Consider the following 14,642-nt stretch of genomic DNA (forward strand, 5'->3'; position numbering starts at 1 on the left):
TGCTCTTTATACGAGTTATTTGACAGTTCAGTTTGAGCATAAGCATGCTAAATCTGAATTGTTATAACGAATACGCTTCATTGTCATCATATTTACCTCTAGTTTTAAACATAAAATTAATTTAATCGTTTTACTCTTTTTTGTGAAATAAGTTGATGTGCTAAATAAATCATCTTTGCTATTAAAGATGAAACTTGCTGTTCTTATCAAGAAAAAAGCTAAAGTAACCGTAGTCACTTTAGCTTTTAAATACATCGTCTTTTTAAATCATTAGATCTTTAAATTATTTATCTTTCAAACTGGCTTTATATTTAGATAAAGCAGTAACTGCAATTGCAGAGATAATGATACCCGGAGCGCTTGCGATTAAAATACCTGTCGTACCTAATCCTAAAGCAAGTATTTTCCCTGTAAGCAATGGTCCTGTCATTGCACCTAAACGCCCAAGTGAAATCGCGCTTCCTACACCTGTCACTTTGCCCTGACCTGAGTAAAAGATAGGTGAAATACCGTATAAAATTGATTGACCGCCAGTAGAAAAAATACCACCCATAATTCCAGCCAAAACAAGCATCGGAATTGAGTTTGTTGTGAATAGAAGAACAACCGCAAATAATAGACCAATGTAAATAATACACGCCATTTGCCAAAGCTTTAAACGGTCTAATAAGTACCCTAAACCTAATGTTCCAATGACAGCTCCCACTTGGAATAACAACATAATCATAAATGCTTGTTGCTTTTCTAAGCCTTGCGCCATTAATAAATTTGGTAACCAACTAATCAAAATATAGTTGATCATTAATGTGAAAAAGAAGCTTACCCAAAGTGGTACTGTGTACTTATAACGCTGCTCGGCAAATAGAACTTCCGCCATTTTAGGTACATCAGCTTGATCTATCGCAACATTCTCTTTTTTCTTATCTTTTAGAATAATCATCATAAAAGGAATAAGAATCAGTGGAGTTAAACCACCAATTAAGAATAAAGTTTGCCAAGCAATATCTTTAAAGAATACTGCTAAACCTGCTACAAAAATTGCACCTACAGGTAGTCCGCAATACATCAGACTATTTAATTTACCGCGATTTTGTTCAGTTGCTTCATCACCTACCACAGAAATCATGGTTGGCATTGCAGCACCTAAACCTAAGCCTGTTAAAAAGCGTGCAATATATAAAATTTCGGTATTTGGTGCGATTGCCGTAATGGTCATAAATACGCCAAAAATTAAAATAGACAAAATAAGAACTTTCTTTTGTCCTAGATAGTCTGCGACACGACCACCTAAAAATGCACCAAATAGCATTCCAAATACGCCTAGGCTAAATACATAACCTAACTGAACTTGGTCTAATGCAAATGTTTCAGCGATTCCTTTTGCTGCAATACCCGGCGCTTGTAAATCGAAACCTTCGAAAAAAGCCACCCAGAAACATAAAAACACGGTCAATATTTTTTGCATTTTGCTGCTTTGAATATTCATCGTTCTATCCTTAGTGAATGAATTTGTTAATAAACTCATTTCATATTCTCTAGATATTAAAGATGAATAAACATCACTACATTAGTATCGCCACAAATGAAAGTACAGTAATTTAGTCTGAATTCAATACAAAAGAACATAAGGTCTTATTTGTATTTATTATAATTAAAACTTAATAAAACAATAGTTTAAATCAATCACTTTGTTTTCATGATCGTTCGATAGTTTTTTATAATAGTGTCGTAAAAACATAAAAAAAACCCGCATTTAGCGGGTTTTTTTATTAGCTCAAAATCTTATGCAGATTTTTTTGCTTGGTTATTTTTACGAATTGTAATCATCACCAATTGAACAGCCGCAGGTGTAACACCTGGAATACGACTTGCTTGCGCTAAAGTTTCAGGGCGAACATCCTTTAACTTCAACGTAATTTCACGAGAAAGACCTGAAACCACATCATAATCAAAATCAGCAGGAATTTGAGTTTCTTCAAGACGCTTCATTTGAGCAACATCTTCTTGCTGACGGTTAATATAACCCGCATATTTCACCGCAATTTCAATTTGCTCACCAACAAAAGCAGAAACTTCAGAACCTGTAATTTCAGCAATTTGTGAGAAATTAATATTTGGACGTTTTAACAAATCAATCGCATTGGTTTCTTTAGATAAATCATCGCCTGTTAAATCTACAAACTTCTTACCTAAAGGATTATTTGGCGCAGCCCAAAGATGCTGTAAACGACCTTTTTCAGTTTCAATCGCTTCCATTTTTTGGCAGAAAGAATCCCAACGTGCATCATCCACAAGACCCATTTCACGACCAATTGCTGTTAAGCGCTGATCTGCATTATCTTCACGAAGCATCAAACGATATTCCGCACGTGAAGTGAACATACGGTACGGTTCTTTTGTACCTAATGTAATTAAATCATCTACAAGAACGCCCATGTACGCTTCATCACGTTTCGGTGTCCACTGCTCTTGATCCCACGCACGGCGTGCAGCGTTCAAGCCTGCAAGTAAACCTTGCGCACCCGCTTCTTCATAACCTGTTGTACCGTTAATTTGACCTGCAAAATACAAGTTATTAATGGCTTTAGTTTCTAAAGAGAATTTCAATGCTTGTGGGTTAAAATAATCGTACTCAATTGCATAACCTGGACGAAGAATATGTGCATTCTCCATACCACGAATCGAGCGAACCAATTCAAACTGAACATCAAATGGTAAAGATGTAGAAATACCATTTGGATAAAGCTCGTGTGTATCTAAACCTTCTGGCTCAATAAACACTTGGTGCGAATCTTTGTCTGCAAATTTGTGAATTTTATCTTCAATTGATGGGCAGTAACGTGGACCCACACCCTCAATTACACCTGTATACATTGGTGAACGGTCTAAACCACCACGAATAATGTCATGTGTACGTTCATTCGTATGCGTGATATAGCAATTCACTTGTTCAGGATGCATTGAAGCATCACCCATAAATGACATGGTCGGAGATGGGAAATCACCCGGCTGTGCTGTCATTACAGAGAAATCAACTGAACGTGCATCAATACGTGGTGGCGTACCTGTTTTTAAACGACCCACAGGTAAATTTAACTCACGTAAACGTGCAGCTAAAGAAATAGACGGAGGATCACCCGCACGACCGCCCGATGCATTGTTTAGACCAATGTGAATTACACCGCCTAAGAATGTACCCGTTGTTAATACAACAGTTTTCGCATCGAAGCGTACACCCATTTGCGTAATTACGCCTTTAACGGTATCGCCTTCAACAATTAAGTCATCTGCTGCTTGTTGGAAAATATCTAAATTTGCTTGATTTTCTAATGTTTCACGAATTGCAGCTTTAAAACGTACACGGTCTGCTTGAGCACGTGTTGCACGAACTGCCGCACCTTTACGAGAGTTTAGAATACGAAATTGAATACCACCTTTATCGGCAGCAAGTGCCATTGCACCGCCCAAGGCATCAATTTCACGCACAAGATGTGACTTACCAATACCACCAATGGCTGGGTTACAGCTCATCTGCCCTAAAGTCTCAATATTGTGAGTTAAGAGTAAAGTCTGTCGACCCATACGTGCCGCAGCCAATGCTGCTTCTGTACCTGCGTGACCACCGCCGATAACAATGACATCGTAAACTTTAGGATAATGCATAATGGTATTGAGAGATAAAAATAATGACTGAATATTGTAGCAAAATTTAGCGTCTAAGTTGACAAATTAAGTCGAATTTATCGTAATAAAAAAATGCATTAAAAATATGGTCATTTTCAACAAACAAAGACTCGCATATAAACCCAATAAAACACCGTCATTTTTTGTGGTTTACAAAGCTCATATAAGTATGGTTTATATAACCTTATATTTAAAATATTAAAACTAAATTCAAAACAAGTAAGTGCATATGGAATATGCAAAAAAATGACAATATTTACAGGAGTAATCTATGAATATGGGAATTATTACTGTGCTTTTGCCCTTAGCATTAGCCATTATTATGATTGGTTTAGGCCTAGAACTAACCCTTAACGATTTTAAACGTGTTTCTAAACATCCTAAAGCAGTACTCATTGCCTTATTTTGTCAATTGGTTATTTTGGTGGGTGTTGCCTTTATATTATGTAAAGTTCTTGCATTACCACCATTACTTGCCGTGGGTTTAATGCTACTTGCAGCCTCTCCGGGTGGTAGTACAGCAAACTTATTTAGTTACTTATTTAAAGGAGATATTGCGCTTAATATTAGTTTAACCGCAATAAATTCAGTGGTGGCAGCTGTTACTCTACCTTTAATTATGAACTTTTCTATATTGCACTTTATGCAAGAAAGTCAGCAAATCGCTCTACCTTTGTCAAAAATAGTGCAAGTATTTGCCATTATTATTGTTCCCGTTGCTATTGGAATGCTCATTCGACACTATGCGCCTAAGTTAACTGAAAAACTAAATAAGCCTTTACGCATTTTTGCTGTCATCTTCTTAATCGCGATTATTATTCTTGCAATATTTGCAGAGCGTCAAAATATTGCGACATATTTAACTCAAGTTGGGCTTGCAACAGCTCTGTTTTGTGCATTCAGTTTAGCCATTGGATATTTCGTGCCGCGTCTTTTAGGTATTAGCAGTACGCAAGCACGTGCTTGTGCCTTTGAAATTGGCATTCATAATAGTACTTTAGCCATGACCATTGCATTAACCGTTATGGCAAACACCACCATTGCCATGCCTGCCGCAGTGTATTCAATTTTTATGTATATTTTTGCTGCAGCCTTTGGTTTTATGATTACTCGATCAAAACACCCTACAATACAAAACACTTAATTCAAACCCCAAAACTAGAAATTGGAGTAGTACCTAAACATCATTACTCCAATTTCTAAGCAGTGTTCTTGTAGATCGGCTACAATACTCAAGATATAAAATTTTTTAGGTTATTCCCGTGAAGTGGTTACAAATTCATATTACTGTTGAGCAAGCTCAAGTCGATTTTACCGAAACTCTTTTAGAATCTCTTGGCGCAGTCAGCGTTACTTTAGATGATGCTGAAAATCAAGACTTGCTTGAGCCACTTCCAGGCGAAACACCACTTTGGAATAAAGTGATTGTGACGGGTATTTACGCTCAAGAAGATGATGAAGAAATTGATGTTGCTGCATTAGAAACATTTATTCGCACTCAGCTTCCAACCGAACCTATGCGTAGCGAATTTATGGAAGACCAAGAGTGGGAACGCACTTGGATGGATGCTTACGAACCAATTCAAATTGGCGAGAAATACTGGATTGTTCCAGAATGGATGGAACCACCTGAAGCTGATGCAGTAAATATTAAGTTAGATCCAGGTCTAGCATTTGGTACAGGCAACCATGCATCTACATTCCTTTGCTTACAATGGTTAGGCAAAACAGATGTTAAAGATAAAATTGTCATCGATTATGGCTGTGGTTCAGGTATTTTAGGTGTAGCTGCCCTTTTATTAGGTGCTAAAAAAGTATATGCCACAGATATTGACCCACAAGCTGTATTAGCAACACAACAAAATGCAGAGTTAAATGGCGTATTAGAAAACCTATACGTAGGTTTACCTGATGAGTTTAACGAAACATTAAAAGACCAAAAAGCAGATGTTTTTGTAGCAAACATTCTTGCAGGTCCATTAATGATGCTTGCTCCACAATTTGCAACTCTTGTAAAATCTGAAAGTGAATTTGCACTTGCAGGTGTTATTCAAGAACAAGTTGAAGAAGTTTCTAGTGTATATTCTGAATTTTTTGATATATTACAAGTAGAAACACGCGACGAATACTGGTGCAGAATCTCTGGGAAGCGTCATTCATTCTAATAGCACAACAATAGAATAATATATGAGTGAAAAACAAACTACATGCCCTGAATGTCATACGACATATAAAGTTACTGTACCTCAGCTGACTGCAGCTCAGGGCATGGTTTGTTGTCCTAAATGTGAGTTTACATTTAATGCAATTTCATACTTAAACACACCTCATACAGAATTCGATACATCTATTTCTTATCAGTTTACTGAAGCAGAAAAAGACTCAAATGATATAATTACCCAATACACGCCCACTTTAGCGTCAAATGTAGTCAAAATTTTTGATGCCACAGTTGAAAATTCAGCTATTAGCTTAAGAACCTATTTAAACAATTTAAACTATTTCAACCCAGAACCCATTAACACATTACCCTCACTTAACTTATCTAAAGAAAGTGAGTTTATGAAAGATAAAAAAAATGGCATTGGGTATTATGCGATTTGGGGCCTTATTAATTTTTCTTTAATTATCATTTTCTTGATTCAAATCGTAATAGCCAACCCTAAAATCATAAACAACAACTCCTTTATAAATAGTGCCTACGTTAAAGTATGTAATGTTTTTCAATGTGAAAGCATTATTCAGCAATACAAACTTGTCGACTTAGTTGATATCAAAGCAACCTCAGTCAAGCCTAATTCAACTAAATTGTCTGGTTATGTAATTAACCACAACGAATACAGCCTTGCACTTCCTCTTATTCGTGTAAACTTATTAAACGATAATGTAACTGTGTACTCACATATCTATCGACCTCAAGAATACTTAATTAAAAGTTTGATTGATGTTGAGCGAATTCCACAAAATAGTCCGTTCAACTTCAATATTATTGTCCCAATCGCTAAAAAAGACTTCAATGACTACCAAATCGAAATCATTAGACCCTGAATATTGAAAAAAACTATTAAAATTTGCAAAAAAAAGTAAAAAAAATGCAGTTTTCTTGCTCACTTTTCTTTTTACAATGGTATGATACGCGCCACGAAAGCTTTGTGCTGCAAACTCCTCGCTTAATTCACAACATAATTACATCCACAAAATGCGCTTTATGAATCTTATTGCGTATTGAGTAGATTTTTTTGTTTACGAATGGTCTGTAACAAATCTTTAACTATTGTTACGCTTAAATTTCGACCAAAGCTCTGAGTTGTGGCAAGCTATACACCAGTTTTAAAATATTCCGTTTTAGGATCTAAAACTGAATATTCGTTAAATTTTATAGACCATATTTATATATCACTTTACCCAAGTGATATTTGTTTCGGATTAATTCGCATGAATAGCAAATCTCCTATTTTTACTGCTCAATCTGATGTTGCTCTTCGTATTCACGTAGATCGCGCAGTTCGCCACTACTTTGCACAATTGCAAGGTGAGCAACCATCACAAGTTTACGACATGGTGTTGGCAGAAATGGAGAAACCTCTTTTATCTGTGGTTCTAGAATATACGCGTGGTAATCAAACTCGCGCTGCCGAGATTCTAGGACTTAACCGTGGTACTTTACGTAAAAAGTTGAAAGCTCACGGTTTAATGAGTGAATAACTGATAAAATGCTTGCGGCTACCGCAGGCATTTTTTTTATCTGTAATATAGCTAATTTGTTTTAATCTGTTCCTTAAAGACTGTGACGAAGATCATGACTATCAAACGCGCTTTAATCTCTGTTTCCGACAAAACTGGTATTGTTGAATTTGCACAAGAACTTGCTGCTCTAGGGGTAGAAATTTTATCTACTGGCGGTACATACAAATTGTTGAAAGACAATAATGTTGCCGTAGTTGAAGTTTCAGAGCACACAGGTTTTCCTGAAATGATGGATGGACGTGTTAAAACACTTCATCCTAAAATTCATGGTGGTATTTTAGCTCGTCGTGGTCTAGACGAAGCTGTAATGGCTGAACACAACATCGATGCTATCGATTTAGTTGTTGTAAACCTTTATCCATTTGCTGCAACAGTTGCTAAACCAAACTGCTCACTTGCTGATGCAATCGTAAACATCGACATTGGTGGTCCTACAATGGTTCGTGCTGCGGCAAAAAACCATGCATCTGTAGGTATCGTAGTCAATGCATCTGACTACTCTACTGTTGTTGCAGAGCTAAAAGCTGAAGGTTCATTAAGCCATGCAACTCGTTTTGACTTAGCTGTTAAAGCATTTGAACATACTGCTCAATATGACGGTATGATTGCATCTTACTTAGGTGCTCGTGTTGGTAAAGAAGAAGGCGAAGCTGATAAGTTTGCTCGCACATTCAACACTCAATTAAATAAAGTACAAGATCTTCGTTACGGTGAAAATCCGCACCAATCTGCTGCTTTCTATGTTGAAGACACAGCTTCTGAAGCGTCTGTTTCAACTGCAAAACAATTACAAGGTAAAGAATTATCTTATAACAACATTGCAGACACTGACGCAGCACTTGAATGTGTTAAGTCATTCGCTAAACCTGCTTGTGTAATTGTTAAACATGCAAATCCATGTGGCGTTGCTGTTTCTCTAGATGGCATTCAAGCAGCTTATAACTTAGCGTATGCAACAGATCCTGAGTCTGCATTTGGTGGCATTATTGCATTTAACCGTGAATTAGACGTTGCAACTGCTCAAGCAATTGTAGACCGTCAATTCGTTGAGGTCATTATTGCTCCAAGCATCGCTGAAGGCGTTTTAGAAGTTACAGGTGCGAAGAAAAACGTACGTGTACTTGTATGTGGCGAACTTCCAGCAATTGATGCACGTCAAGCTCAACTTGACTACAAACGCGTAAATGGCGGTTTACTCGTTCAAGATCAAGACTTAGGTATGATTACTAAAGATGATCTTAAAGTTGTAACTAAGCGCGCTCCTACAGAAGCTGAAATTGATGACATGATCTTTGCTTGGAAAGTAGCAAAATACGTGAAATCTAATGCGATTGTTTATGCAAAAGGCCGTCAAACGATTGGTGTAGGCGCAGGTCAAATGAGTCGCGTAAACTCGGCTCGTATTGCTGCTATTAAAGCTGAACATGCAGGTTTAGTGGTTGAAGGCGCTGTAATGGCATCTGATGCATTCTTCCCATTCCGTGATGGTATTGATAACGCTGCGAAAGCAGGTATTAAATGCATTATTCAACCAGGTGGTTCTATGCGTGATGAAGAAACAATTGCAGCAGCTGACGAAGCTGGTATTGCAATGGTCTTCACAGGCATGCGTCATTTCCGCCACTAAGTTGTAAAACTTAAAAAATAAACCCTCCTTCAATTCAGGAGGGTTTATTACATCAGTATTTTTTTCCATCTTGCGTTAAGATGTGAATGATTTTAAACCGCATTCGGTTTTTCGGAATTTCATTTTCGAGGGTTTTCTAAAGATGAACATTTTAGTTTTGGGTAGTGGCGGCCGTGAACATGCACTCGCATGGAAAATCGCACAAGACGATCAAGTCGCTAAAGTATTTGTAGCACCGGGTAACGCAGGTAGCGCAACTGAAAATAAATGTGAAAATGTCGCTTTAGACATTCTCGACAATCCTGCAATTATCGATTTTGCAAAAAATAATGCAGTAGAAATGATTATTGTTGGCCCTGAAGCACCGCTTGTAAATGGTGTTGTAGATGCTTGCCGCGAAGCAGGTGTTAAAGTTTGGGGACCAACGCAATTTGCTGCACAGCTTGAAGGCTCTAAAGCTTTCGCTAAACACTTCTTAAAACGCCATAACATTCCAACTGCTTTTTATGATGTATTTACCGAAGTAGATGCAGCTAAAGCATTTGTGGAGAAAAATGGTGCGCCAATCGTGATCAAGGCAGATGGTCTTGCTGCGGGTAAAGGCGTAATTGTTGCAATGACTAATCAAGAAGCATTCGATGCAATTGATGACATGCTTGCAGGCAATAAATTTGGTGATGCAGGTTCTCGCGTTGTTATTGAAGAATTCCTTGCAGGTGAAGAAGCTTCTTTCATTTGTATGATTGATGGCGACAACATCTTACCAATGGCAACATCGCAAGATCACAAACGTATTTTTGAAGGTGACCAAGGTCCTAACACAGGCGGTATGGGTGCTTACTCTCCTGCTCCTGTTGTAACTTCAGACGTTTTTGAAAAAGCAATGAATGAAGTGATGCGTCCAACTGTTGAAGGCATGAAGAAAGACGGTCATGTTTACACAGGCTTCTTGTATGCAGGCTTGATGATTGATGAACAAGGTCAACCAAAAGTAATCGAATTTAACTGTCGTTTTGGTGATCCTGAAACTCAACCAATTATGATGCGTTTAAAATCATCTTTGGTTGATTTAGTTCAAGCAGGTTTAGATGGTAACTTACCTGCCGAGGCTGAATGGGATGAGCGTAAAACTGTAGGTATCGTTTTAGCGTCTAAGGGTTACCCTGAAACGTCTAGCAATGGCGATGTCATTACAGGTTTAGATACACAAATGACAGATGCTAAAGTTTTCCATGCAGGTACTAAAGCCAATGAAAATGGCGACATCGTAACTGCTGGCGGTCGTGTACTTTGCGTAACTGCACTAGGTAATACGATTGGCGAAGCTCAAGCAAAAGCTTTAGAACTTTGCGAAAAAGTGACTTTTGATGGTGTTCAATACCGTAAAGATATTGGTTACCGTGCGATTGCTCGTGAAAATGCTTAATCTATATTTAGATTAAATAAAAACCCCGATTCGTTCGGGGTTTTTATTATTTGCTATATATACGCTTAATATATGTAGCTACTTTTTCAATTTCAGGAAATATCGTCGCTTCCGTAATTCCTAATATCTCTAGCTGACTCAATATTCTTTGTTTATCACTTGAAGGAATAATTATTTTTTTATCTTTGGTCAAGATCAAACTATCATTTAATTTAGCTGGCTTATTTTTCTTAAAATCATCAATTCCAAATAAGAAAAAAGCACTATCTTGCCTAATAACACGTTGATTATCCATTTTTGGCTTTACACAAAGAACTTTTGAAAGCACATCTGGCTCAATCCGTGGTTGGAAATGAGGCTTTTCACTCTGAATTTCGTAAACCAACTTTTTAACATGGTGCTGAGTATTAAACTCCTCACACATTTCATCGTACCCATCATCAAGAAAAAATAACTTAGTATCTATACTTTTAGGTATATAAAAATCACAAGGAATACGACTTAGGTTTGATAAAATACTTACAGTATCACTATCGTAATATTTAATAGATGATTTAGGAACCTTGAAAATTATGAGTTCAGCATCATTCTTAGACTTAGATTGACAAGCAAAGTACAGTGCTATAAGTGGATTTGTAGTAATGTCTAACAATCTTGTTGGAAGTGAGTAATGTTGCATTTTCACTAGGAATTCAAAGGTAGTCTTACAATGCTCAAAATCTTGTGGGCATCTAAGTAGTAGCTCTTTAAAAATAATATGCTCATTTTTTATGATTTCATCACGATAGATATACGGTTCAAGCTTATAGTTTTTATTTGAATGTCCCCTAAAAAAAATCGCACGATCATTTGATATCAAATCATATTCATTTAATTTTTTTAAAATTTCTGCAATCCCCAACTGTTGTCTCGACATAAATCACACCATTTTTTCCAAATATATCAATAATTAACAAACAAACTATTAAACAAATTATATTAAGATATGATTTTCCACAACGGAAACCCTATATTCATTTTTCATCTTTATATCGTACAAAATCTTATAAAGATGAATAAAGCATTTATTCTTAAGCTACTTAAAATCATCACAATCATAATTTATTGTTTTTTAATAGTTTTAACAAATTAAATCACAACGCTTATCCAATAAATTAGCTAAGCATTCTGTTTTTCATCACTATATCGAATAATTATTTATTGTTATGATACTGTCATGTTATGAACATTTCCAAGTCAAACAAAATTTGCCTTTATTTAGTACTCCCTATAAAGTCTTTGTTTAGTATGGAAACAGCCATATAAGTAATTGATTATTAAATAACGATTAAGTTGCACACAGCCAACCTTAACTTGTTATTTAAACAACAATATCTCCAACATTGGTTATCGTAAATTTATATTTTAAATTTACTTAGGATGATGAAATGAAAAAAATTCTCGGACTTATTTTAGGTCTAACAGTTGGCTTAACAGCTTGCTCAAAGCCTGAAGCACCTGCAACTGAAGCTGCTAAAACAGACTCAACAGAATTACAACAAGTTGTAATGGCTTCTACAGGTTCAGATGCTGATATCTGGAATCACATTGCAAGCCTACCTGAAACAAAAGAAGCAGGTATTGATCTTAAAGTGAAAAACTTCACTGACTACGTAGCAATGAATACTGCTGTAGCAAACAAAGAAATTGATATCAATGCATTCCAATCTTATGCATATCTTGTTGCATTCAATGAATCGAACAAAGATAAAATTGTCCCTGTTTCTACAACTTATTTAGAACCAATGGGTATTTATGCAAGCAAAGTTAAAAAAGTTGATGATTTTGCAAAAGGCGCAACTATTGCTATTCCAAACGATGCTGCAAATGAAGCTCGTGCGTTATTACTTCTTCAATCTGCTGGCTTAATTAAATTAAAACCTGATTTTAACCCTGCAACTGGTACACCAGCTGACATCATTGAAAATGTAAAAGAAATTGTAATTAAACCAATTCAAATGGCAACTGCTGTTCGTGTTAAAGACGAAGTAGATGCGATTGTTTTAGGTAATACACTTGCATTGGAAGGTGGTTTAAACGTTCTTAAAGATTCTATTTTCTATGAACCTGTAGACCAAAGCACAAAACTTAACGTAAATATTTTAGCGACTTCTGCAGATCGTGCAAATGATCCTATTTTACAAAAAGTTGGTGCGTTATATCACACTGAAGCCGCTCAAAAATTCATTAAAGAAAAATTTGAAGGTACTAAAGTTGACGTAAATAAACCAATCAGCTATTTAACTGAATCTAAATAGTAATATAATTAAGAATAACTAAAACAGGCAAAGACACTTTGCCTGTTTTTCATTTTAGATTAATTTAGACGATATGATTGAATTTAAAAATATTTCCAAGCATTACACGCTAAACGGCCAAACTATCCGTGCCTTAGATCAAATTAACCTTCAGATTCCAGATGGCAGTATTTTTGGCATTATTGGCTATAGTGGAGCTGGTAAAAGTACTTTAATCCGTCTGATTAATCTTTTAGAACGTCCAAATGACGGTCAGGTGATTATTAATCAAACCGATTTCACAGCTTTAACTCCTGCACAGCTTCGTACCGAACGTGCCAATATTGGTATGATTTTCCAGCACTTCAACTTATTGCAAACAAAAACTGTTGCAGCAAATATTGAAATGCCTATGAAATTATTAGGCTATAGCAAAGCAGAACGTGAAAAACGCTTAAATGAATTATTAGAGTTTATTGATCTAAAACATAAAGCCAATGCCTACCCTGATGAATTATCTGGTGGTCAAAAGCAACGTGTAGGTATTGCTCGCGCTCTTGCCAATCATCCTAAAATTTTATTATGCGATGAAGCAACTTCTGCGCTTGACCCACAAACAACAAAATCTGTTCTAGAACTATTGAAGAAAATTAATAAAGAACAAGGTATTACTATTGTAATGGTTACGCATGAAATGGACGTTATTGAGTCTGTGTGTGACTATGTTGCCGTAATGGAACAAGGTAAAGTGATTGAAACGGGTTCTACTTTAGAAATCTTTAGTCAGCCACAGCATCCAACCACTAAAAACTTTATTCAAACGGTTTTACAGCAACAGCTTCCTGTGAATATTCTAAATAACTTGGCAAATAAAAATGCCAACAGTATTTATTGCTTAAAATTCTTAGGTAGTTCTGCTCAAGAAACTGTTATTCAAGCAGCGATTAAAAAGTTTGATGTAAGTTTAAATATTCTTTTTGCCAATATGACTGAAATTAATGGCACTGTTATTGGTCAAATGTTCATTCAACTTTTAGGGCAAGATGATACGATCCAAAACACGCTTCAATTCCTTCAAGAAAGTGGCGTGCAAGTTGAGCAAGCTGGAGTAATCGCATGAGAGATTTAATAGTGCAATTGCTAACTTCTTTAACAGCACCATTTTGGACTAGCTCTGTTTCAATGGATCAGTTTGTTACCGCATTGCAAGAAACCCTAAATATGGTGTTCTTCTCAATGATTTTCGGTACGATCTGGGGCTTTGTTCAAGGTATTGCTTTAGTCGCAACACGTCCAGATGGGATTTTGCCGAACAAAGCAATTTACACGGCGTTAAACCCAATTGTGAATGCTCTTCGTTCACTTCCTTTTATTATTTTAATGATTGCAGTTTATCCTTTAACAAAGTTCATTACCGGCACAACTATTGGTACATGGGCTGCCATTGTTCCCCTGACTATTTATGTGGGTCCATATATTGGTCGTTTAGTGGAATCTTCTCTTTTAGAAGTAAATAGCGGCATTGTTGAATCTGCACAAGCAATGGGTGCAAATCCACTACAAATTGTTTTTAAATTTGTCATTCCTGAAGCGCGTAGCTCACTTATTCTAAACTTGACCACTGCCCTTATTAGCTTAATTGGTGCAACTGCTATGGCTGGTGCAATTGGTGCAGGTGGTATTGGTGATTTAGCAATTTCTTATGGTTACCAGCGTTTCGATGATAGTGTGATTTATTTGACCGTTATCGTACTCATTATTTTGGTTCAAATTGTTCAATCTTTAGGTGAATGGTTATCTCGCTTAAGATAATGCCCTGACATAATTATTGATAAATAAAAGCCCTCTTTCGAGGGCTTTTATTTTTGTCTTTGTATCGATT

The 14,642-nt window shown here is 36.3% G+C and carries 12 protein-coding genes; 9 read left to right on the top strand and 3 right to left on the bottom strand.

Annotated features, from left to right (window positions below; genetic code table 11):
- Nucleotides 1–283: 283 nt before the first annotated feature.
- Together mhpT and mnmG are read right to left on the bottom strand one after the other, a co-directional pair.
- Nucleotides 284–1,486, bottom strand: a complete 1,203-nt coding sequence (gene mhpT, locus AC5YC8_RS07250) for a 3-(3-hydroxy-phenyl)propionate transporter MhpT (protein WP_496164058.1) — start codon at nt 1,484–1,486, stop codon at nt 284–286.
- Between the two features lie 296 nt (nt 1,487–1,782).
- Nucleotides 1,783–3,663, bottom strand: coding sequence for a tRNA uridine-5-carboxymethylaminomethyl(34) synthesis enzyme MnmG (gene mnmG / locus AC5YC8_RS07255; RefSeq protein ID WP_496117743.1), 1,881 nt, complete (start codon nt 3,661–3,663; stop codon nt 1,783–1,785).
- 292 nt (nt 3,664–3,955) lie between these two features.
- Here mnmG and AC5YC8_RS07260 point away from each other — a divergent pair, with 292 nt between their 5' ends.
- The 6 genes from AC5YC8_RS07260 to purD all read left to right on the top strand — a co-directional run bounded on the left by AC5YC8_RS07260 (nt 3,956) and on the right by purD (nt 10,484).
- Nucleotides 3,956–4,828 carry a bile acid:sodium symporter family protein gene (locus AC5YC8_RS07260; RefSeq protein ID WP_496164059.1) on the top strand — a complete coding sequence of 291 codons (873 nt, stop codon included), beginning with the start codon at nt 3,956–3,958 and terminating at the stop codon, nt 4,826–4,828.
- Nucleotides 4,829–4,946: 118 nt separating this feature from the next.
- Complete coding sequence (gene prmA, locus AC5YC8_RS07265; RefSeq protein ID WP_496117739.1) at nt 4,947–5,849, top strand: 50S ribosomal protein L11 methyltransferase; 903 nt, start codon at nt 4,947–4,949, stop codon at nt 5,847–5,849.
- 22 nt (nt 5,850–5,871) lie between these two features.
- Nucleotides 5,872–6,732, top strand: a complete 861-nt coding sequence (locus tag AC5YC8_RS07270; protein ID WP_496164060.1) for an MJ0042-type zinc finger domain-containing protein — start codon at nt 5,872–5,874, stop codon at nt 6,730–6,732.
- 387 nt (nt 6,733–7,119) lie between these two features.
- A complete protein-coding gene (gene fis / locus AC5YC8_RS07275) occupies nt 7,120–7,389 on the top strand; it encodes a DNA-binding transcriptional regulator Fis (RefSeq protein ID WP_001086304.1) in 270 nt (89 codons plus the stop codon).
- Nucleotides 7,390–7,483: 94 nt separating this feature from the next.
- Nucleotides 7,484–9,058 (top strand): bifunctional phosphoribosylaminoimidazolecarboxamide formyltransferase/IMP cyclohydrolase, encoded by a 1,575-nt coding sequence (gene purH, locus AC5YC8_RS07280; RefSeq protein WP_496164061.1) that lies wholly within the window; start codon nt 7,484–7,486, stop codon nt 9,056–9,058.
- 142 nt (nt 9,059–9,200) lie between these two features.
- Nucleotides 9,201–10,484 (top strand): phosphoribosylamine--glycine ligase, encoded by a 1,284-nt coding sequence (gene purD, locus AC5YC8_RS07285; RefSeq protein WP_496117715.1) that lies wholly within the window; start codon nt 9,201–9,203, stop codon nt 10,482–10,484.
- Between the two features lie 46 nt (nt 10,485–10,530).
- Here purD and AC5YC8_RS07290 read toward each other — a convergent pair whose 3' ends face one another.
- A complete protein-coding gene (locus tag AC5YC8_RS07290; RefSeq protein WP_496164062.1) occupies nt 10,531–11,400 on the bottom strand; it encodes an FRG domain-containing protein in 870 nt (289 codons plus the stop codon).
- Between the two features lie 511 nt (nt 11,401–11,911).
- On the opposite strand from AC5YC8_RS07290, the gene AC5YC8_RS07295 reads away from it, so the two are divergent.
- From AC5YC8_RS07295 to AC5YC8_RS07305, 3 genes are all read left to right on the top strand, one after another.
- Nucleotides 11,912–12,781, top strand: a complete 870-nt coding sequence (locus AC5YC8_RS07295; protein WP_496164063.1) for a MetQ/NlpA family ABC transporter substrate-binding protein — start codon at nt 11,912–11,914, stop codon at nt 12,779–12,781.
- Nucleotides 12,782–12,854: 73 nt separating this feature from the next.
- Nucleotides 12,855–13,880 carry a methionine ABC transporter ATP-binding protein gene (locus AC5YC8_RS07300; protein ID WP_496117709.1) on the top strand — a complete coding sequence of 342 codons (1,026 nt, stop codon included), beginning with the start codon at nt 12,855–12,857 and terminating at the stop codon, nt 13,878–13,880.
- A complete protein-coding gene (locus tag AC5YC8_RS07305; RefSeq protein WP_496117707.1) occupies nt 13,877–14,572 on the top strand; it encodes a methionine ABC transporter permease in 696 nt (231 codons plus the stop codon). The genes AC5YC8_RS07300 and AC5YC8_RS07305 overlap by 4 nt, the downstream gene beginning before the upstream one ends.
- Nucleotides 14,573–14,642: the final 70 nt, after the last annotated feature.

The organism is Acinetobacter sp. FY731 (genome assembly GCF_059515905.1).